We start from the raw sequence: 19,912 nt of genomic DNA on the forward strand, positions 1-19,912 counted from the left end.
GAACCGAAATGAATTCCATTGGAGAAATACTGTGAGCAAGAAGAAAACATCTAAAAAAGATAAGGCCAAGAAACTAGATTTATTCTCAGCGATGATGGCCCAGAGCTCATTATTCCGAGACATGGTGGCCCGATTCCAGGCCGCGATCGGATTTCCTACAGCCCCAACCGAGGCTTCGCCTACGGCCAGTCGCCCGGGCACCAAGCCCGCTGAGAAAGCTTCACGATCCACGACGGTTAAGCGTTCAAAGTCGTCGACCAAGGCACCAGCAAAAAAGGCCGCTCTTGCTAGCCCTAAAAAAAAATCCGCGATGAAACAGAATGCGACCTCAAAAAAGGTGGCAGCAACTGCAAAAAAGCCCGCGACGAAGTCAACAAAGAAGGCGTCCCCGTGAAAGTCATCTCCCGGCAAATAGTCCGCTCGCCTGGAGTAGCCAGCCGTCCTGTCCGCCCGTCTTTGGCTTGCCACTAAAATAGGTCCGTCACCATACGAAATGAGGACTTGCGATTCGTCAACGGCGCTCCAACTTCCTGTCGCGGTGCGGGCCGTCGGCATCGACGGGGTGCTCGCATGAATCCTTCGAGCATTTATCCTTGCTGAGTGCATAGTCGTGAGGGATTCCTTTAGTCTCGGCCTGACATATATCCGGCCACTCACGCTCGGCGAGCGAGATGGCCTTCTCAAATGCTTCGTTGGGACCATCGGCTGAGACGAGGCCGCTTAGCTCGAACCCCAGCGTCTTTCCGCCACGAACAAATCCTTCTCCCTGCCCTGGAACCTGCCAGATTTTCATCGAGCACCTATCGTTTGGGCCATTGGAGGAATGTCCGCTACGGGTGGCGGTTTCAGCCGTCATCAACCTTAACTCAACTGTCCGCGAAAACGGGGTGGAGCCCCCCCACCACTGTTTCATCTGCGGCACCAGGATAGATGACCGTGCCATCGGGTTGAACGATGGCGCCGCGCGTAAGCTGCGCCGGTTCAATACGGCCACCTCCCATGATGTGAAAAACCTCTTCACCGCCTGTCATGAGGTAGTCGGCGACAATGCGTCGATGGCAGCGCCACCACACCGCTTTCGAACACATCATCGCGCACCGCCGTTTGCGCCCGTCTTCAATCAGTTGTCCCAGCCCCTCGCGAAATTCTGGGGACAATGCGTAGTCTGCATAGTTGTGGAAACTGCGATTTGTCCAGAAGTCATTGATCTCGCGCGAAATGGACTGCGTTTTTTTTCGTAAGCCACCCAGTGCAGCGATATGTTCGTATGAGATACCAAACGATGTCAGCGAGGCGGGGAGCGCATCCTCGTTGAATTGAGGATGCGTTCGCGATCGAGGCATCTTACGAATATCGACCACAAGGGTTACCCCAGCTTCGATCAGCAGCTCGGCGAACACCTCGAGACTCCGGTCGGAATGGCCAATGGTGAAGAACGGGAGTTTTATACTTGCTGCCGTCATAGCACAGGTTTGAGCACACCACCCTTATGCGTGGCGATATGGTCAGTCGTGTCGCTCTTGATCTCGAACTGCGGATCATCTTCCGTGGCGTGGTGCACGTAGTCCTTATAGACGAAGTCTTTGGTATGGATCGCGATGATGTGACCGGACACGTGTCCGGCTTCTGAGTTCCAGATCACGTGATCGCCGATATTGAAGGGATGGCTCATGGCAGCTACCTCTAGGAAGGGCCTGACGGGCCGCCCAATGGCGAACGCATGAAACCTTCGCGCAATCCAAGTACGTCCGCGCAGGCAGCGGTAATGAGTCCGCCGGGACGTTCTTCGCCGTCAAGAACGTCATCAATAAAGTACCCCTGTTTCACTCTTCCCAGGCAGTCGCTCTCCGTCGAGGCGAACCCGGTCCGCTGCGGGCCGGGAGCCGTCCATAGCATCACCCAAGTGGCACCTTGCTCGCGCTGCAATGCTCCCGCCAACCGGGTCCATTTGCGTGGAAGGGCCCGACCGGGCCCGGATCCTACGGTTAACTCCACACACTACGGAGCTAAGTCGGACCAAATTTCCGACTTTACGCAACAGGTGACCCATTGATCTGAAAGAGAGCGCACAGACTATGCCTATTAACTGACGTCATAGTCTGTGTCGGCGTGCGGTCCCGAGCACAAACTATGGGGCGTAAAAGTGCACAGACTTTGGGGTTCTGTCCAGATTCATGAAAGGGTACATTGCTGGAGAGGAAGGTCGGGATAACACATCCGCTCAGCGCTGCCCGTATTCCGTGAAAACGTAATCTCTATTCTTCACTATCGTGTGGCACGCGAAGCCGCACTTGGCGTCATTCGCTTGCGGGGGCTTGGAAGATGAGTCGGAAGGCCTGAACATTTCGGTCGCGGCGTCATAATCGAACGAGGCCCATCCCCATCCGCCGCTGTCCGCGAAGCGCTTGCTGTCCTTTACCATGAAGTCCACGTTTGTCAGGGCGCCTGGCACCGTCGTCGGACCTGGGGCCGTTGCGCTCTTTTTCGGCTCCCAGTGGATTTTCGCCATCCTGGCACCATCAGGGAAAGGCTTGCCATTGCCGGGGATGCCGGACTGGTAGGCTTTGATCATTGCAGGATTACCGAGGATCACCGCGATCGCTGTGTCATTGTGACTGACGGCGATTGTTTGCCAGCCTTCGTATCCCCTGAACTCAGAGAACCCGAGCCCGCCGGGCACTTTCACGGTGTACTTGTCGTGGCCGGCGGTTGCCGAGGAAACCGCGCCGAAGGCGATGGAGATGGCCAGAACGGCGCAGCCGCTTAACGCAAAGTATTTCATGGCGGAGTGCATGACGAACTCCCAGATGAGGACTAGTTGAATGAAAGGGTCCGCAATGGAGACGATCGGGAGGGCCGAACTTGCTACAAGCCGATTCGATCGTTGTTCCTGTAGCGCATCTTCTGCCCTCGCTACGCCGGACACAGTTTCTTTACATCAACTCCCGATAAAGCGACGTGAAGGCATCGCTCACGCGTGATCCAGGCCGCCGATCTTATTGCAGGATTTTGGGATAGAGCTTGTGCCAGAACCGGCACTGGTGCGCGGTATCGGCATCGAATGGCCCCAGTTTTCCCGGCTCCAGGCGCATGACGTCGCGGCTTGAGCGGAACGGCGTCCAGACGGGCATTCCTGGCACCTGTGGTTTGCCGGTGGAGGCGAAGCTCGTCCAATACCCCATCATTTGCCTCGCGAGTACCTGTGATGCGGGCGCCAGGTCGGGGCCATCGAGCTTCGTGGTGTTCGAGAAATGCGGGAACTGATAGGGCAATTCGGCGGAGTGAACAGCGCCCATCTCGAATCCGGGATCCGCTGTGACAGGTGGGGCGTTGCGGTCTGCAAACTCATACTCGTAGACCTCCACGAACTTCGAGGCGAACCTGGCCGTCTGCAGGTAAATGCAGTTGTTCAACCCGTTTCCTGGAGTGAAATCCGACATCACCGTACCCAGCGCTGCGGGTGCGGAAGAGAATGCCGACAACGGATATTTTTTCGCGACCTGTTCAGCGTTGTCGCCATAGACCGCTTTCAAGTGACCCAGATAATTGGCGGCCGTCACCGGCTGACCAGCCTGGACGGCGTAGGCGACATACAACCTGAGCTCGTCCCGATTACCGCCATTGATGATGGGTACGCGGACGAACCGGCCCGACTGCAACGCTTCCGCACCCTGCAGGGGAATGGCCTTGGTACCGACGCTTGGTGCAAACGTCATGACATCACCGTTCGATACCTTGGCCGCGGCTTCAACCAGGTCTTTGACCGGTTTGGCGCGCAAGCAGGCGAGTGCCGCGGCGCCCGCCGGGCAACCCACGACCGTCGCCACCTGCGCGCCGATCGTGTCGCTCTCCGCAACCGTTCGCATGTGTTGAACGCAGCCGGCGGATTGAACGATCGCCTTCTGGAACAAGCCCGTGGTTTCCTCTGGCGCAATGATCTGCATGCACACCGCGGCGGCTCCCGCCGACTCGCCGGCGATCGTCACGTTGTGCGGATCGCCGCCAAACACGGCTATGTTTCGCTGTACCCAGCGCAGTGCGGCACGTTGATCTTCGATCCCGTAGCTGCCGTCGTATGCTGCTTCGAAAGCAGGGTGGGACATGAAACCGAAGACGCCAAGACGGTAGTTGAACGATACGACAACAACGTCACCACTTGTCGCCATGTGTGCAAGTGGGTAGAGCGCACTCGATCCGCCGACGAAGGCGCCGCCGTAGATCCAGACAATGACCGGGCGTTTGTTGTGCGCAGGTGCTGCCGGCGCGACCACGTTGATGAAAAGGCAATCCTCGTTGTATCCCGCTTCGGTCAAGCCGTAACGCGCCACCTGCGGACAGCCGTTGCGAAAAGCGGTGGCATCGAGCGTCGTCACCCAAGGCTTCGCAGGCTGAGGAAGCGCCCAGCGCAGCTTGCCCATCGGCGGAGCGGCATAGGGAATGCCAAGGAACTCGCGTGTGGCATTTCGGACGGTGCCTCGGACCGGCCCATTATCCGTTTGCACGATCGGAGCAGCGGCGGACTCGGCCGCCGCTGACTGACCGCGTGCGAAATCCATGATCAGGGTATTTGAGGCAAGAACCGCCACACCCAACGCAAACACGAACTTCGACATGGCGCGGGTCATCAGGCGTTCTCGCTCTACAGAGGTAACGACCTATACCATATAAGCATCATGCGGATGTCTCGACCGGTTGGGCCGAAGTCTGATCGCTGCAGCTTGAAGTTTTCTCGTTTATCCAATTCACCCGGAAATGGATGAGCGACTATTGCCAGCGATCTCGCCGCCCGCCACTTGATTCCTATCGGGTAGGGGAACGATCCTCATGCGATGCGGAAAAGGCAGACCTCGACGGCACACTGCAGTGTCAATAAGTACTAATGTCGGCCGATACCAAGCTGGTGACCGCATGGCATCGGCGGCCTAGAACTATCAAGCTGCTGGATGACGAGCAAGAAAAACAGGGGAAGCACGTGCCAGACACGATTGAAATGCAGGATGCCATCGGTAGGGACGCCTCGCTGCGTAAGGCATCGGTAGCGGAACTGACAAACATACTCGATCGGGCACAGGCGTCCGCGGCCCTCACTGCTGTGGGGACGTCCGCAGACAGCTCGCGGCTATCCGAAAAGTTTGGGCACAAGCCCATGCATGCGCCTCAAATTTCCCTGGCTCCCGGTCACGAGGACGACGAGTCGGGGCATGATGACGGCGATGAGCCGCACCATCCCTTGGCGCCCGATCACGGCAAGTCGTCTCAGCGATAGACGAAGTCCATTGCCTCGGCTGTCGAATCGCTTCTGGCCATGGCCCACACTTGCGGGCATGGCTTGCTGCGCGCTCTTGCAGGCGGGCCATGCCGCCACACCGGTTACGGATCCCGCAGCCTTCCTCGACCAGACCGAGAGTCTGCGCACGAAAGATCACCCGCGGTTCGTCCAGATGCTGGAGCAGATCCGTCGTGAGGCCCCCCGCCTGACCTCGGGCGAGCAGTGGCATCTGCGTTATCTCGATGCATGGGAGATCATGTTCGAAGGTGATTACGCCAAGTCCGAGACCCAGTTTCACGATGTCATCGATCACTCCGGTGACGTGACCCTCGCCGCCAAGGCATCGGGGCTGCTGTTGAGCAATCTCGCCGCCAATCGGCGCTACGAAGAGGCCTTTGCGCAGGCCAATCGCCTGACAACCGCCCTGCCTGAGGTCAAGGACCCGCAGGCTCGCTTCATGCTCTTGTTGAATCTGTCGCAGATGCTGAATTTTGCCGGCCAAACCGATCTCGCCATCAAGTACGCCGCGATGATGGAGAACGCGATTCCTCCCGGAGAGACCCTGTGTCAGCCGCTCTCCCTGCAAGTCGCGGCGCTCGACGACGGCAAACGGCTGACATCCTCGAGCCCGGAACTGCAACGAGCTATCGATACCTGCGTAGCCGACCGACAGCCGGTCTTTGCCAACACCATGCGGCTCGTCATGGGCAGCCTCTACCTGGAGGAAGAGCAACCCGGCAAGGCGTTGGCGCTGCTTGACCGGATGGGCCCCAGCATCCGCATCAACCATTACTTCCCCCACATACTGTCGGCACAGGTGCAGCGGGCACAGGCCTACGCAAAACTGGGCAACGACAACGATGCCAGGAATGCTGCCCTCGCTGCCGTGGCCATGAGCCGCCCGGACGACATCAACGACTGGCTGAAGGATACCTATGAAGTGCTCTACCGGATCGAGGAAAAGCGGGGTAACACCGCCGCCGCATTCTCGTACTACAAGCACTTCGTCACCCAGGACAAGGGCTATCTCGACGACGTCAGTGCCAGGGCTCTGGCCTACGACGTGGCCCAGCAGCACATGCTTGTGCAAAAACTCGGGGCGGAAGGGCTAAGCAAGCAGAACAATATCCTGCGGTTGCAGCAGGCACTGGACAACAAGGCTGTCGAGACCGGCCGGCTTTATATCGTCCTGTTGCTCATGTCCCTGGTATCCATCGCGTTCTGGCTGTTCCGGCTCAAGCGTTCGCAGCTTCGTTTCAAAAAGCTGTCCTTTCATGACGGACTTACCGGCATCTTCAACCACCAGCACTTTATCGGCGAGGCTGATCGCGCTCTGCGCCTGCTGGAAAAAAAGCACGGCTCCGCCTGCCTGATATCCATGGACCTGGACCACTTCAAGCAAGTCAACGATAGCCATGGTCACGCCATGGGAGATGCCGTACTGAGGCATACCGTTGCCATCTGCCAACAGCAATTGCGTCCAACCGACTTGTTCGGCCGCCTGGGCGGTGAGGAATTCGGCATCCTGCTGCTCGAGTGCTCGCGCGACCAGGGTATGGCTATCGCCGATCGTATCCGGACGGCCATTGAAGCAACACCGGTGGATGGAGACGGGAGTGTCGTATGGTTTTCCGCCAGCGTCGGCCTGGCCTCCACCGACACGTCCGGCTACGGATTGCCGCGGCTGTGTCGGGAAGCGGACGCCGCGCTTTATCGGGCCAAGCGCTCCGGGCGCAATCGCGTCATCGCCGGTTCCGATGACGAGAGTCTGGTCGAAGCTTGAGTACCGGAAAGCGGGGCGAACTCCCTTTGAAAACTCATGTTGTTGAACTTTCCCCATCACGTCGCGGACGCTTCCACGGAAAGTTGGGCTAAGGCGAGCGGTTCGACCCCGTCATCGCCGGAGCGAAGCGAACCTGACTACTGACCGCTGGTCCTGGCTCCGCCAGCCGTAGCCGAATAGCCGTCGTTCAAGGTTTTCAGAAACGCGCTCAGGTCGTGGATCTCGGCGGCGTTCAATGCGGGTCTACCTGCAAAGGGGCGATCCAGGGGTGCATCAGTGCGGTCGATGTTGTCGCGGTATCGCAGCGGCAGGTCGTCGAATTCATTGAGCACGCCGGCCACCATCGGATACCACTTCCGCGGATGGGTGTCGCGCTCGACATAGAAATGCAGCGCATCTTCCAGACGGTGGAACCGGCCGTTATGGAAGAACACCGTGCGTGTCGCAACATTGCGCAGGGTCGGTGTCTTGAACATGCCGCAATACGCGGTCTCGCGCGCCAGATCGATACGGAACGGCCCGCACAGCCCAAGATCGAAATAACCGGAATCACGATTGGCGAGTATCTCCGGGTTTCGTGGCACACCCAGCGCGGCAAACGAATAATCGGTGAACGCGGCCGGTCGTCCACTCGGGCCGGGCGTGTCGGTGTGACACTTCGCACAGTTGCCTTTGCGCGGATTGTTGAACAGCGCATAGCCACGGATCTCCTGGAGCGTGAGCTTTTCATGGCCGGACATCACTGCATCGAATTTGCTCGTATACGGATGAAAACTGGCGTCCTCGGTCTGGAATGCTTCGAGTGCCAGGCCGATATCTTCGAAGGCCTGGTCCGGACGGCTGAAGATGCTCGTCCCGAATACCTGCGCAAAGTCCTGTGCGTACGCCCCGTGCTGAACTTTGGCGACAACCGTCTTCTCATCCGAATTGGCCATCTCGTTCGCATGCAGCAAGGGCACCGCGGCCTGCTGATGCAACGAGGCCACTGAGCCATCCCGGGTAAAGCCTCCGGTCGGACCTTCGTCCTCGCTATCTTCGGATGCAGGCGTATAGAAATGGCGGCTGAAGAGCGGCGTGGACGTCAGGTACCTCAGCGATGGCACGGAACGCGTTCCCGCCTGCTGCAGGTCCGCTCCGCCTTGCTGTACCGCAAGACCATTCGGCGGCCCATAGGCATGCTGCGGGCTATGGCAGCTCGAGCAGGACATCCGCCCCGAGGCTGACAGTGACGGGTCGAAGAAAATCTTTTTGCCCAGAGCAGCCTGTGCGCTCAGGTGCGTCGGCACCGACGGATAGCGCACCCACATCTGCATTGATCCGTTTGCTGCTGCGCCCGAGTGGGGTTCGGTATGTACGGAAGGTATCGGCCAAGCTTCGACCGACAGCGAAAGCCATAGGCTGATCGCCGAAAACAGTACTGGGCCGGCGCAGGCCGCCGACCTGATACCGCTGCGTGTCATCCATCCAGAACGCATCACACCGCTCAGCCAGGGATCGAATGGAAGCTAGCCATCATATGAGGCCTTCGCTGCATTCAGAACGCGAACATCGACATCAGGTCACCCACGGCCGGCGTATTGATCGGCTGATAGGGATTCCCCGCAAGAGTCACCGTATTCGGCAAGCTGTCGCGGCTGCGTGTCGACAGCGGTGGCAGGCGCCAGTTGCGCTCGATGAATTTCAGCACCGAGGCATGATCGTAGTACGTATGCTCGACCGTGCCTCGGCGCGCATAAGGCGACACCACCAGCATCGGAATACGCGGGCCGTCGCCAAAGAAATCCAGAGTCTGGATATAACCGGTGTCGAAGTGGCCGCCGCCTTCGTCGGTGGTTATCAGGATCGCCGTATGCGCCCATAGCGTCGGGTCGGCTTGCACTTTGGCCAAAATCGTTCGCAGGAAGGCCTCATAGCTTGCCGGTGCCGAATAGCCGGGGTGTCCGCTATCGAAATTCTTCGGGACGACGAACGAAACCGCTGGTAACGTGTGATTCGTCACGTCGTCAAAGAACGCGGTGAGTCCCGCAAGCCTTGCTTTCAAGGCTGCATCCGCCATCACGTCGGCCGACCCCACCAGCGGATCGCCGATGTTGTTGTACTGCTGCTTTTGCGCCACCGCCGCCGGCAGATGCATGACAGCGGCGTCCGTCGTGAGATCCGCCGGATCGCGCCCGCCGGTATACCACTTCCACGTCACGCCCTTGCGCGCTAGCGCCTGCGCAATGGTGGGCACGGTCTGCGGCGGATAGTTGTAATTGTTCGGACCGATCGGCTGGACCTTGCCATCCAGGTCATAGCCAGGGTCGTAGTTGTTCACCAGGTAATACGCGCCGGGCGCACACTTGCTCTCGATGTGCTTCGCGCGCAGGAATGCCAGGATGCTGCCGACGCCCGGCTGCGCGGGGTCGGAACAATTTACGTACGAGCCGCCTTCATACCCATCCTGGACATAGAAATTCGCGGTGCCAGCCATCGGGCTCGGATTTTCTATCTGGTTCGGCGGCGGCGCAGCGATCACTCCGTCCTTGTTGAAATAAGGCATGTCGGCCGTGGCCAGCGAGAAGAAATTATCGCCGGTGCCGCCCATCACGGACTGATGGTAGTTGTCGCTCAGGGCGAACGTCTGCGCCAGTGTATGGAACAGCGGAGCATCACCCGTCGACATATTCATGAAACCCATCAGCTCGCCGCCCTGCGATGGATTGGCTGGCGTGACGCCCCTGGTGTCGCCGCCCATTCCGGTCGTGGCAGACACCCAGGTGAACATGTCGTGCCTGCGGTTATCGCCTCCCGTCTGCTGCCACATCTGGAAGAAACGGTGCACCGGATCTCCGGTCACGACGGCCGCGCCCGTCGTGCTGTACGGCACATATCGGGTGATCTGGAACGGGCCGTTGGGCAGCGTCGCGGGAAAACGCTTGTCGGGAAGCCCGCCAGCGATCTGAAACGTGACGGGATCCAGCTCGCCGATCGTCTTCGGTTGCGGCAACGTACGGTAGGCGCCGTCGCGAACGGGGTCGATGGTGTAGTTGGTTTGAAGCGCACCCTCGCTCTGCGTCGCCAGACTGAAGTTGGACCCTGGCGTGCCGTCAGCCTTGATGATGCCTTCGGACAACAAATTTCTGATCGTCTGGCCGGGCGGCGGGACATAGCCGCCGAACAGACCGTCCAGACTCTGGTTCTCGCCGATGATGACGATCACGTGCTGGATGGGCGTTGTCGTCGGGCCCTCGGCCAGCGCCACAGCTGACGCAACCGCCCTGGCTGGTACGGCGGCGGGCAATGCGCCGCTCGCAGGAATCGAGACAACCGCGCGGTCGGCATCGCTGCCGACAGCAACCGTGCCGTCGTGCACATTGAAGCGCGTGAGCGCGAACAGATTGCCTAGCGGATCATCCGCATTCGCTTGGTAAGACGGCTCACCGATCGGACCCGCAACAGAATGCACGGGTAGTTTCAATGCCGTGAACAGCGGCTGCAGGACGCCATCCAGGTCCTTGTTGGCCTGGGCAATGCGCTCGGCGGAGATTCCGGCAGCGGTCATTTGTGCCGCGCCAGGCGCGTCGTGAAGCACCGCTCCCAGCACACGCTGCGTCAGCAACGTGGTCAGCGGATTCAGGTTCACCACGTCGTGTGGCATCGCTCCGTCAGGTGGCAGAACAATGACGGCTGACAACGTAGTCGGCGTGCCATCGCTATCGTTGAACGGCGCCGTCAGCACAAAGGGTCCCGTACCCTTCAACTCGATCGTGTAGCGGCCGTGTGAGTCAGTCACGCTCGATTGCGTGCGATTTCCAGCGCTGTCCGTGGCTGTCACCGGCACGCCGACAAGTGGCGAACTGCTGCCTGCAATACCGCTCACGCGATAGTTCGCATGACCTGTCGTGGTATGTGCGCCATCGCAACCCGCCAAGGACATGAGTGCAGCTAAGCCGACCAGTACCCATAAAAGATGTTTCATCAAGTATCCCGGTAGTCAGTTCTTGAACTGTCCACGGACCTCTCGCGGCTCAGGTCATCCAGCATCTCTGAAGATGTTTGCATGTTAGAGATGACAACTTTGATTCTGGCGCGGCTTGCGGCCGATGTGGGGCTCATGTCACTTCATCTTGGTCGTGAGCCATCAGCGATAGCGCACGAGCGCATCACCGAGGGCGTCCTTCAAAGGACCCAGCCATGGCCCGTAGTTCCTCCACTGATCGACCCCGTCACGGAAGATCGGCTGACGGACCTGCTCCGAGCTGGCCGTACGCACGCTGCGTGCCGTCTTGTAGAACTCAAGGCAGGACGACTCGAATGGAAGTCCACAAAAATCCAGAATCCGCCGCACGTTGCTCTCGAGATCATCGACGACATCCTCATGATGAACACGCAGTACGCGACCCGGCAGTACCTCGTTCCAGTGTTGCATGACATCGAGATAGGTCCGGTAGTAACGCGCAATGTCATCGACGCTGTAGCTGAATTCCTGGCCGGTGGCAAAGAGCTGCTTCAGATTGCTGAAGCAACAGGCAATCGGCTCGCGTCGGACGTCGATGATCTTTGCGTTGGGCAGGATCAGATGGATCAGCCCGATATGCCGGAAGTTGTTCGGCATCTTGTCGATGAAGTATGGCTGGTTGCCGCGATAGATTTGGGTATCGCCCAGGTACTTTTCACCGAGCCGCCGAAAATCCTCCGGAGTGAGCTCGGCCAGGGCGCCCGGATAACGCGGATTATCGAGGTCCGGTTGCCGCCCCTGCAGATCAAGCACGATGCGCGGAATCTCGCCCAATTCATGGGTGCCTTCGACTCGCGAATGGGATGCCAGTATCTGCTCGATCAACGTAGAGCCGGCGCGCGGCAGCCCGACGATAAAAATCGGATCCGGCCGCTGAGCCCCAGCGCCTGCGCGGCTTGCGAAGAACTCACGCGTGCACACCTCGATCTGCTTGCGCGTGTTGATTTCGATAATCTCGGCGCGATAGCGACTCTCGGATCGTTTGAGCGCGTTCCCCTGGCTGTAATAACGCCACGATCCAGCATAATCACCGCGATCTTCGAACGCTTTGCCGAGCGCGAAGCACAGATGGTAGCGATCGACGGTTTGCGAAGTCGGCGCTGCTTCCGCAGCGCGCATTCGGGCGATCTCCTCATCGGAGAAGCGATACGTTTTCAGGTTCGCGAGGCTCCAGAAAGCATCGCCAAAATCCGGGCGGACGGTAGCGGCAGTACGATAGGCCACAACCGATTCCGCCTGCCGTCCCTGCGTTTTCAGCGAATGCGCGAGCGACAGATGCAGATCGGCCGCGCCGGGCACCACTTGCAGAAGCTCCTTGTACAGCGTGATCGCGCGATCGTGTTCGCCCAGGCCGACGCTCGCCCTGGCGTATAGCGCCCGGTAATCGAGATGATCGGGATCGATGGCAAGCAGCTTTTCGGCCCCCTCGCAGGCACGCATGTACAGGTGGCGCTCGAGTAGTACGCACGCATAGTCGTAGCGTGCGGCACGATAATCCGGCGCAATTTTCAGCACGGCTTCGAGCAGTGTTTCGGCATCGTCAAGCGCGTCGCGCGTCACGCCGATACGGGCGAGTAGGCGCATCGCCTCTACATCGTTGCCGGCCTTGAGGAGATAGGCGCGGATGATCTGTTCGGCGGGATCCAGTTCGCCGTCGGAGAAATGGCTGGTGGCGCGCACGACATCGGGCGCCAACAGCTTGAGCGTGGCAACGTGCGAGGCGGCGGTTGCCGCGTTGGCGGCATCGCCCGTCATGCGGTAGAGGCCTTCGAGAAGATTCCAGCTCGAAGGCAGCGCCGGGTTTATGTTGACCGCAAGCAGCAACGCGTCGATCGCGCGCGGCGCATCGCGCAGCACCACGTAACAGTGGCCGCGCTCCTCGTGCATGCGGCTGTAAGGGGGACGTTGCTGTTCCATGCGCGCCAGGGTTTTCAGGGCGGCTTCAATCTGTCCCAGGTAGCGCTGGCTGCGAGCTGCAAGATAGAGCGTCTCGTAGTGGCCGGGTGCTTCGATCAACAACGCTTCGGCTGCCTGCAAGGCTTGCGCGTGCTGCCCGTCCACGTGCAGCTGGCGGATGCGCTCGAGGTGAAGCTCCAGCGGCGAGAGGGTTGGGGCGGTTGCTGTAGCGTTCATGGGAATTGAGAAAACCATCAAAGAGGGGGCGGGCTTCCTGCCCGCCCCATTCTATTTGCATCGACCTGTTTGCATCGACTACAGGCGAGGTTGGCCGTTTAGAACTTGAAGCCGACCTTCACACCTATCACGCGCGGACGCACCGGTACCTGAGACTCAATAAACTGGGCCGAGGAAGTGAACACGCTGGCATGACTGTTGTTGAGGTTGGTGCCGTAAAGCGACACGTTCCAGTTGTCCTTGGCCACGCCCAGCGATGCGTCGACGGTGGTATACGCAGCCTGCAGGTAACGCAGCTCCACCGTGGTGACGTCCGTCACGCCCGCGCCGCTCGGATAGGTTGCCGGCTGGTTGTACATCGAACCGGTCCGATTTGCGCCAACCTGCCAGAACGCCTTGTAGGCATCCCCGAACGTCCAGTCGTAGCGCAGGCGCACATTGAACTGCGAGCGGGGCGAGAATGCCGGCGTGCTACCCACTTCGCCGAAAGGATTGGCGAACGACGCCAGGGCCCCAATGGTTCCGGTTTCGACAATGCAGGCGCCGAAGTTGGCCGACGCCGGAATATTGTTGACCAGGCATGGGGAGTTGGTCTGTTTGGCATGATTGAGCGAACCCGAGCTCATGATCGACAGGCCATCGGTGATCCGCGCCTGGAATTGCAGTTCCAGGCCATCCACCTTGTAGTTCGGACCGTTGACCGCGAAGGTGGTGTTACCCAGCACCAACGGGTTGAAGAATTGCATCTGCACGTTGTCCCACCGCATGTCATACACCGAGGCGTTGAACAGCATGCGGTCATCGAAGAACGTGGTTTTGAAGCCGACCTCGTTATTGGTCAGCGTGTCGGGCGCGTAGCTGGTCGGCTTCTGGTACTGCGGCTGGCCATCAAGCTTCGCCACCTGAGAAGTGGTGCGGTTGAAACCGCCCGGACGGAAGCCTTGCGAGAAGGTGTAGTACACCATCGTGTTCGGTGCAATGTGCCACAGCAGGTTCGCACGGCTTTTGAAGCCATGGTACGTGGTGTGGTAATTCATCGTCGTGTCATCGCCCACGTAGGTGCCGTTGGGTACGTTCACCTGGCTGGCGGTGGTATAGAACTCCGTACCGGTCTGCCATTCGGAGTAGTGGTAATAACGCGTGCCGGCGGTCGCGGTCAGGACATCCGGAATGATGTCATACGACGCCGAGCCGAACAGTGCTTCCTGCTTGTAGCCGCGCTGTTCGACTTCGCCGAAGGCCGTGTTGTCGGGGAGCATGACGCCCGGCGAGGACATCGCGTTGGCCACGCAGGGCGCACCGTCGGCGAGCGCGCTGGCGAGGTTCTGCGGCGTACAGGACGGTATGGTCTTGTAGTTGAAGTCCATGTGATCGTCGATGTTGAAGTCTTCATAGAACAGACCGCCGATGGCACGGAAGCGGTAGTCTTCCGGTGTGCTGAATCGCAGCTCATGGCTCTGGTGGGTGCTGGCCACCTGGTCGTTCCAATAACCGATCGGCGAATAGCAGATCGGCTTGCCGGCGCTGGACAGACCCGCCGAGGTACCGGTGCAGCTGTAATACATGCCACCGGCACTGCGCGAATAGTTGGTGTAGTCCTGCTGCTCGCTGATGTGACGATTGGTGAAGCCGCCGGCATACACCAGCGAGAGATCGCCAATCTGGCCATTCAACGTCCAGGCGCTGTTGGTGTAATGGTCGTTGTTCCAGGCCGGCACGAACGCGGTGATCTGATTGGTGCCGAGCGTCTGGCCGTCCGAACCCACCGGGTACGTCGAGGACTGGCCCTTGGCATCCAGGTTCTGATAGCTCTCGGCGATCAGCAGGTTCCAGTCGTCGTTGATCTTCCACAGCCCGGAAAGGCGAGCGCCTTGGTAGTCGACGGGATTCCAGTCCTTCTGCGCCACGTCAAAATTATTGGCAACCGATGTACCACCGGCGGCCACGTAAGGCGCCATCGCACCGCCGCCGTCCGTCGGCTGGCGAGTGAAGGTGCTCGGCACGTTGTCGATGTAACCACCCTGATGATCGTTGAAGATCACGCCACGCACCGCGAACGTACCGGGAATGATCGGCAGGTTCAGCTCCGCGTTGGCTGAATTGTTCGGGCCGCCGCCGGCAGTGACGCCGGCGCTGGCTTCGACATTGCCGCCGAACTTGTCGAGATTCGGCTTGTTGGTGATGTAGCGCACGGCACCGGCTTCGGCGCCACCGCCGAACAGCGTGCCCTGCGGACCTTCGAGCACTTCGACGCGCTCCATGTCCACCATATAGACATCGAGATTACGCGCCGGGAATTGCATCGACTGGTCGTCCAGATAGACGGCCACGTTCGGGAACGGTGCAATGGATGCGCTGGACTGGTTGCCGAGAAAGCCGGTGCTCAGGCCGCGCATGTAGATGTTGCCCTGGCCCGGACCGTTCGCGGCAAAGGTCACGTTTGGCAGGTATTTGATCAGGTCATTGAATGACGAGACGTTCAACTGCTGCAACGTCGTGCCGGTGAATGCCTGAATCGTGATCGGCACGTCCTGGATGTCCTGGACGGTGTGCTGAGCTGTGACGGCAACCGTCTGCAGCGTGGTGGCACCGGACGACGCAGCGGGCGACGCGGCAACGGCGGTTGCGGCGGCCGCGGGTGTGCTCGCGGCCGGTGCGTTGTTGATGGGTGCGGTGTTGTCTTCAGCGGCATAGGACACGCGGCATGCAACTAGCGCAGTCAGCACCGCGAAGGCGATCTTATTGGCTTTCAAGTGTCTCTCCAGATGGTCTTTAGCTGAGTGTCACAACGACGCGGCATCAGCCGTCAGCGACGCGAGTGGCGCCGCTGACGGCATGGGCGGTTGTGGAGTCATTGGATTTCGCGGGCAACAGTTGCGACAGGTCGCACAAGGCATCGTCGAGTGCGGTGCAACGCCGTTAAGCACCCTCAAGGTGAGTAAAAAAGTTCAAGCGTTCCCCTAGGCATGCCTTGCGGATGACGGCACGTCGTATTTCAGCTGAGTCTCATTGCATGCGTGTTGTGCGGGTATTGCGCCGCGACGTCGCGGATGCGACATCCTGGGCTAGTCATCTAGATCGGCTTGTCTAAATGAAGCACGACGAGTGGCGCGAGCGCGACCACTCCTGGCGCACTCCCCACGGCTGGTCGCACAACGCAAGAAGTTTCAGTCATTGGTCAATGGCGCAGCTGACTGCAGACAGGAGACGCGCTCCGCGCAAATTTTTCCGGTGACTGCACGTGCGGTCTTTCTCTGTTCCGTAGATTCGAGCTACGCCAGATCCGCCTTCCGGCCTAGACAACGCCACGACGCTGTCATGTGCTGGCCACAACATGCCGGACACTCCGCAAAGGGTTGTCGGTATGCGTTTCGCTTCCTGGCTGTCTGGCCAACATCGTCATCGAATGGCGATCAATCTGCTTGCTGGCGGCGCCGCATTTCTCGCGTACGCCTCGATGTATGCGTTCCGCAAGCCATTTACGGCCGCCGAGTTTGCCGGCCTGCATTTCGCCGGCGTTGACTACAAGGTGTGGCTGGTCATCGCCCAGGTGTTCGGTTACATGCTCAGCAAGGTTCGGGGGATTACCTGGATCGCCGAGATGCAACGCCAGAATCGCGCCCAGGCATTGGCCGGACTCATCGGCTTTTCCTGGCTGGCGCTGCTTGGCTTTGCATTGATTCCGGCTCCGTGGAACATCGCCTGCCTGTTCCTCAACGGATTGCCACTCGGCATGGTGTGGGGGGTGATCTTCGGTTACCTGGAGGGCCGGCGCGCTACGGAACTCATGGGCGCCTTCATGTGTGCCAGCTTCATTGTCGCTTCTGGCGTGGTGAAAACAGTGGGCAAGTACCTGATGGTCAGGTACGGAGTCAGCGAGTTCTGGATGCCGTTTGTCACCGGCATGGTGTTCGTGCCACCGCTATGTCTAGCGACGTGGGTGCTCGAACGCCTGCCGCCGCCGAGTGCCGACGACATGGCCGCGCGCAGTGCGCGCATGCCGATGGATGCGCGAAGTCGCAGCGCCTTCCTGGCACGCTTTCTGCCCGGCATAGTCATGATTGCGATGGCGTATGTCGCTCTGACGGTGATGCGCGATTTCCGCGACAACTTTGCGGCCGAGATCTGGGCCGACCTCGGCCTTGGCAGCAGCGCCGCCGTGTTCACCCAGACCGAGGTGCCGATTGCCATCGCCGTGCTACTGATCACCGCCTGCACAATGCTGGTGCGTGACAACTTCAAGGCGCTGATGCTGAACCATGTGATGATCTTCAGCGGCTTTGCCCTCGCCGTGATCGCCACCTGGCTGCACAGTCGTGGAATGATCGACCCGGTATGGTGGGTCGGCGGCAGCGGCTTTGGTTTGTACCTCGCTTACGTGCCGTACAACTGCACGTTTTTCGAACGCCTGCTGGCGACGTTCCGGGTGGGCGGCAACGTCGGCTTCATCATGTATATCTCGGACGCCAGCGGATATATGGGCAGCGTCGCCATCATTCTGTTCAAGGAATTCGGCGGCATGCACCTGTCTTGGTCGGCGTTTTATGCCAGTACTGTGGTTGCGCTCTCCGGCATCGGCATGCTGATCACCCTCAGTTCGGCCTTCTACTTCCACGCCAAGGCCCGGCGTGTCGAGATGCCGGCCGCGATGCCGACACTCGCCTGAGTCATTGCATCGGGAGGAAGCCGCCGACGATTCCTTTTCGACTCAGCGAGACTGCGTTATGGCTTTCAACAAGGTGTCGCCGGCGTCGTTGAGGCTGCCGTCGTTGTGAATCACCAGCGCACCGCACGGCGCCTGATAGGCATCGTGGCGCGCGATTCGTGCGGCAATATCCGCGTCGCTCTCGCGACCCCGCGCAGCGAGGCGGGCGGCGATGGTTTCGCTACTGGCGGTGATCACCACTGGTTGCAGCGCGGGGAAGCGATCGCGCGCCTGCGGGTAGGCATCGCGCGAACCATTCACCAGGACCGTCACTCCGTGATCCAGCCAGTGCTCGATTTCGCGACCAATACCGTAGTGCAGACCATGGGCTTGCCAGGTCAACGCGAACAGGCCGCGATGGGCACGAGATAGGAACTCCGCCTCGCTCAAAGCCACATGGTTTTCGCCACCTGCATCCGCCGGTCGGGTGATGTAGCGGTGTGCGCAGAGTACGTCGTGGGATACACCATGCGCCCGCACCCAGCCAAGTACGCTGTCCTTGCCCACACCCGATGGACCCATCACGTAGTACAAGCGTCCTTCACTCATGGCGTGTACTCCATGTCTGGTGCGCACAAGGGAATCCGCTCAACCAGCTCGAACGCGCCGTCCGGCATGACTTCACGACAGATGGACAGCGCATCCACTCGCGTCGACGGAAGCTCGGCCACACGTGGTGCCAACCATTGGCGCATGGCTTGTTCTTCAAACTCGGTGGCGGGCGCTGACAACGTAAGGTGAAAGCGGTAGCGATCCAGTACATAGGGATAGCCATAGTCTCGAAGCAAGGCGATTTCATCCGCATCGAGACCGACGCTGCGACGATCCATCACCACGTTCGACAAAGGGGCACACAAGGGCAGCAATGCCTTCAGGCAGGTTGCAGCCAGCTGCCTGGGCGCGAGGCCGTCAACACAGGGGCGCAGAGCAAGAAAGCCGGCTAGCCGATGAATGTGCATCGGGAATTCAAACGATGCGCGAGCGTGCGCAACCGAGGTGATTGCACGACGCACATCGGCGTAGGTGACGTTGCCCATCGGCGTGAAAGGGGCGCGGATCGTCGCATGCCAACCGTAGCGACGTACCTTGACCAGTAACGCATTTCGTCGTTCTGCGCTGATGCCTGGCAGTTCCGGCGCATCGGTCGACGACGCCAGCCAGTCATGACCCAGGCGCCCCAGCGCGCCGTCGCCGGTGGGGCAGAAATAAATCGCATAACGCATCAATCACCCGCCATCAGCACGAGCTGCACCCAGTCACCCGAAAAGCGCGTGATGCCATATTGCACCGGCATGCCACGCGGATCCGCATTGATCGATTGCACATGCAGTATGGGGCGGTTGGCGGGCTGCTTCATCAGCCGCGCGGTGTGGGCGTCCGGTAGGCGCGCCGAAACGCGGGTGTGCTTGCGCACGTAGTCGGTGATGCCGAATTCGTTCAGCGTCTGGGTGACTGACTGCGTACGCCGATAGATCGCTGGTAGTCCGGGAAAACGCGCCGCCGGAAAATACGCCGTGCTGTGATCGACGATGTGGCCATCGGCCCGGCTCATCGTTTCGATGCGATAGACATACTCGTTGCGCCCAAGGCCCAGCGCTTCTGCCACCTGCGTCGGCGGTAGCTCGCGGGCGTCTTCCAGGATCTCGGTGTCCGTGTCGACATTGAGGTTGCGCATGTTCTGGTTGAAGCGAGTGCGCCGGCTGATTGGGTAGTCCAGCGCCTGCTCTTGCACGAACGTACCGCGCCCCTGTTCGGTGCGCACCAGATTGCGCTGCTCCAGCGTCGCCATGGCTCGACGCACGGTGTGGCGGTTGACGTCGAAACGGGTAGCCAACTCCTGCGCCGAGGGCAACATCTGGCCCTGCGGCAACCTTCCCTTAAGGATGTCGTCGGCGAGGATGTCGCCTATCTGGCTCCATAGCGCCACGCCACGCCCGCGCTCGATTTCGCTCATACCACTTCACCCGCCTGTCTATTCACCGTCATGGCAGCGGCACGCTGGCCTGCTGGAATGCATTGCGT

Annotated in this window: 15 protein-coding genes; 3 read left to right on the forward strand and 12 right to left on the reverse strand. The window is 60.0% G+C overall.

The genetic code is table 11. The annotated features are described in order from the left end of the window. Positions 1-31 precede the first annotated feature (31 nt). Positions 32-394 carry a hypothetical protein gene (locus HDE77_RS09675; protein ID WP_184417119.1) on the forward strand — a complete coding sequence of 121 codons (363 nt, stop codon included), beginning with the start codon at positions 32-34 and terminating at the stop codon, positions 392-394. A gap of 117 nt (positions 395-511) precedes the next feature. Here HDE77_RS09675 and HDE77_RS09680 read toward each other — a convergent pair whose 3' ends face one another. The 5 genes from HDE77_RS09680 to HDE77_RS09700 all read right to left on the reverse strand — a co-directional run bounded on the left by HDE77_RS09680 (position 512) and on the right by HDE77_RS09700 (position 4,625). Beyond that, positions 512-793 (reverse strand): hypothetical protein, encoded by a 282-nt coding sequence (locus tag HDE77_RS09680; RefSeq protein WP_184417120.1) that lies wholly within the window; start codon positions 791-793, stop codon positions 512-514. A gap of 73 nt (positions 794-866) precedes the next feature. Further along, positions 867-1,400 (reverse strand): DUF488 domain-containing protein, encoded by a 534-nt coding sequence (locus HDE77_RS09685; protein ID WP_343206088.1) that lies wholly within the window; start codon positions 1,398-1,400, stop codon positions 867-869. A 59-nt stretch (positions 1,401-1,459) separates the two neighbouring features. Then, positions 1,460-1,672: a DUF2945 domain-containing protein gene (locus HDE77_RS09690; RefSeq protein ID WP_184417121.1), complete on the reverse strand. Its 213-nt coding sequence runs from the start codon at positions 1,670-1,672 to the stop codon at positions 1,460-1,462. A 549-nt stretch (positions 1,673-2,221) separates the two neighbouring features. Beyond that, positions 2,222-2,794, reverse strand: a complete 573-nt coding sequence (locus HDE77_RS09695; RefSeq protein WP_221444210.1) for a cytochrome P460 family protein — start codon at positions 2,792-2,794, stop codon at positions 2,222-2,224. Between the two features lie 202 nt (positions 2,795-2,996). Beyond that, positions 2,997-4,625 carry a carboxylesterase family protein gene (locus HDE77_RS09700; protein ID WP_221444211.1) on the reverse strand — a complete coding sequence of 543 codons (1,629 nt, stop codon included), beginning with the start codon at positions 4,623-4,625 and terminating at the stop codon, positions 2,997-2,999. A 588-nt stretch (positions 4,626-5,213) separates the two neighbouring features. Between HDE77_RS09700 and HDE77_RS09705 the strand changes: the two genes are divergently transcribed. Then, positions 5,214-7,052 carry a GGDEF domain-containing protein gene (locus HDE77_RS09705; RefSeq protein ID WP_255482631.1) on the forward strand — a complete coding sequence of 613 codons (1,839 nt, stop codon included), beginning with the start codon at positions 5,214-5,216 and terminating at the stop codon, positions 7,050-7,052. A 137-nt stretch (positions 7,053-7,189) separates the two neighbouring features. Here the strand turns inward: HDE77_RS09705 and HDE77_RS09710 are convergent, their stop codons facing one another. From HDE77_RS09710 to HDE77_RS09725, 4 genes are all read right to left on the reverse strand, one after another. Further along, positions 7,190-8,359 carry a cytochrome c peroxidase gene (locus HDE77_RS09710; RefSeq protein ID WP_255482632.1) on the reverse strand — a complete coding sequence of 390 codons (1,170 nt, stop codon included), beginning with the start codon at positions 8,357-8,359 and terminating at the stop codon, positions 7,190-7,192. Positions 8,360-8,586: 227 nt separating this feature from the next. Then, the gene (locus HDE77_RS09715) at positions 8,587-11,013 is read right to left on the reverse strand and encodes an alkaline phosphatase family protein (RefSeq protein WP_184417123.1); all 2,427 of its coding nucleotides are present in this window, start codon (positions 11,011-11,013) and stop codon (positions 8,587-8,589) included. Between the two features lie 162 nt (positions 11,014-11,175). Further along, positions 11,176-13,185 carry a tetratricopeptide repeat-containing sulfotransferase family protein gene (locus HDE77_RS09720; RefSeq protein ID WP_184417124.1) on the reverse strand — a complete coding sequence of 670 codons (2,010 nt, stop codon included), beginning with the start codon at positions 13,183-13,185 and terminating at the stop codon, positions 11,176-11,178. 98 nt (positions 13,186-13,283) lie between these two features. Beyond that, on the reverse strand, positions 13,284-15,938 hold the full coding sequence (locus HDE77_RS09725; RefSeq protein WP_184417125.1) for a TonB-dependent receptor: 2,655 nt from the start codon (positions 15,936-15,938) through the stop codon (positions 13,284-13,286). A 611-nt stretch (positions 15,939-16,549) separates the two neighbouring features. Between HDE77_RS09725 and HDE77_RS09730 the strand changes: the two genes are divergently transcribed. Continuing rightward, positions 16,550-17,851 (forward strand): DUF5690 family protein, encoded by a 1,302-nt coding sequence (locus HDE77_RS09730; RefSeq protein ID WP_184417126.1) that lies wholly within the window; start codon positions 16,550-16,552, stop codon positions 17,849-17,851. Positions 17,852-17,893: 42 nt separating this feature from the next. Here the strand turns inward: HDE77_RS09730 and phnN are convergent, their stop codons facing one another. The 3 genes from phnN to phnF are packed head-to-tail and all read right to left on the reverse strand — an operon-like array spanning position 17,894 to position 19,844. Next, complete coding sequence (gene phnN / locus HDE77_RS09735) at positions 17,894-18,439, reverse strand: phosphonate metabolism protein/1,5-bisphosphokinase (PRPP-forming) PhnN (protein WP_184417127.1); 546 nt, start codon at positions 18,437-18,439, stop codon at positions 17,894-17,896. Next, positions 18,436-19,113 (reverse strand): DUF1045 domain-containing protein, encoded by a 678-nt coding sequence (locus tag HDE77_RS09740; RefSeq protein ID WP_184417128.1) that lies wholly within the window; start codon positions 19,111-19,113, stop codon positions 18,436-18,438. The genes phnN and HDE77_RS09740 overlap by 4 nt, the downstream gene beginning before the upstream one ends. Continuing rightward, positions 19,113-19,844: a phosphonate metabolism transcriptional regulator PhnF gene (phnF, locus tag HDE77_RS09745; protein ID WP_184417129.1), complete on the reverse strand. Its 732-nt coding sequence runs from the start codon at positions 19,842-19,844 to the stop codon at positions 19,113-19,115. The genes HDE77_RS09740 and phnF overlap by 1 nt, the downstream gene beginning before the upstream one ends. Positions 19,845-19,912: the final 68 nt, after the last annotated feature.

The sequence above is a fragment of the Rhodanobacter sp. MP7CTX1 genome (assembly GCF_014205795.1).
Taxonomy (GTDB): Bacteria; Pseudomonadota; Gammaproteobacteria; order Xanthomonadales; family Rhodanobacteraceae; genus Rhodanobacter.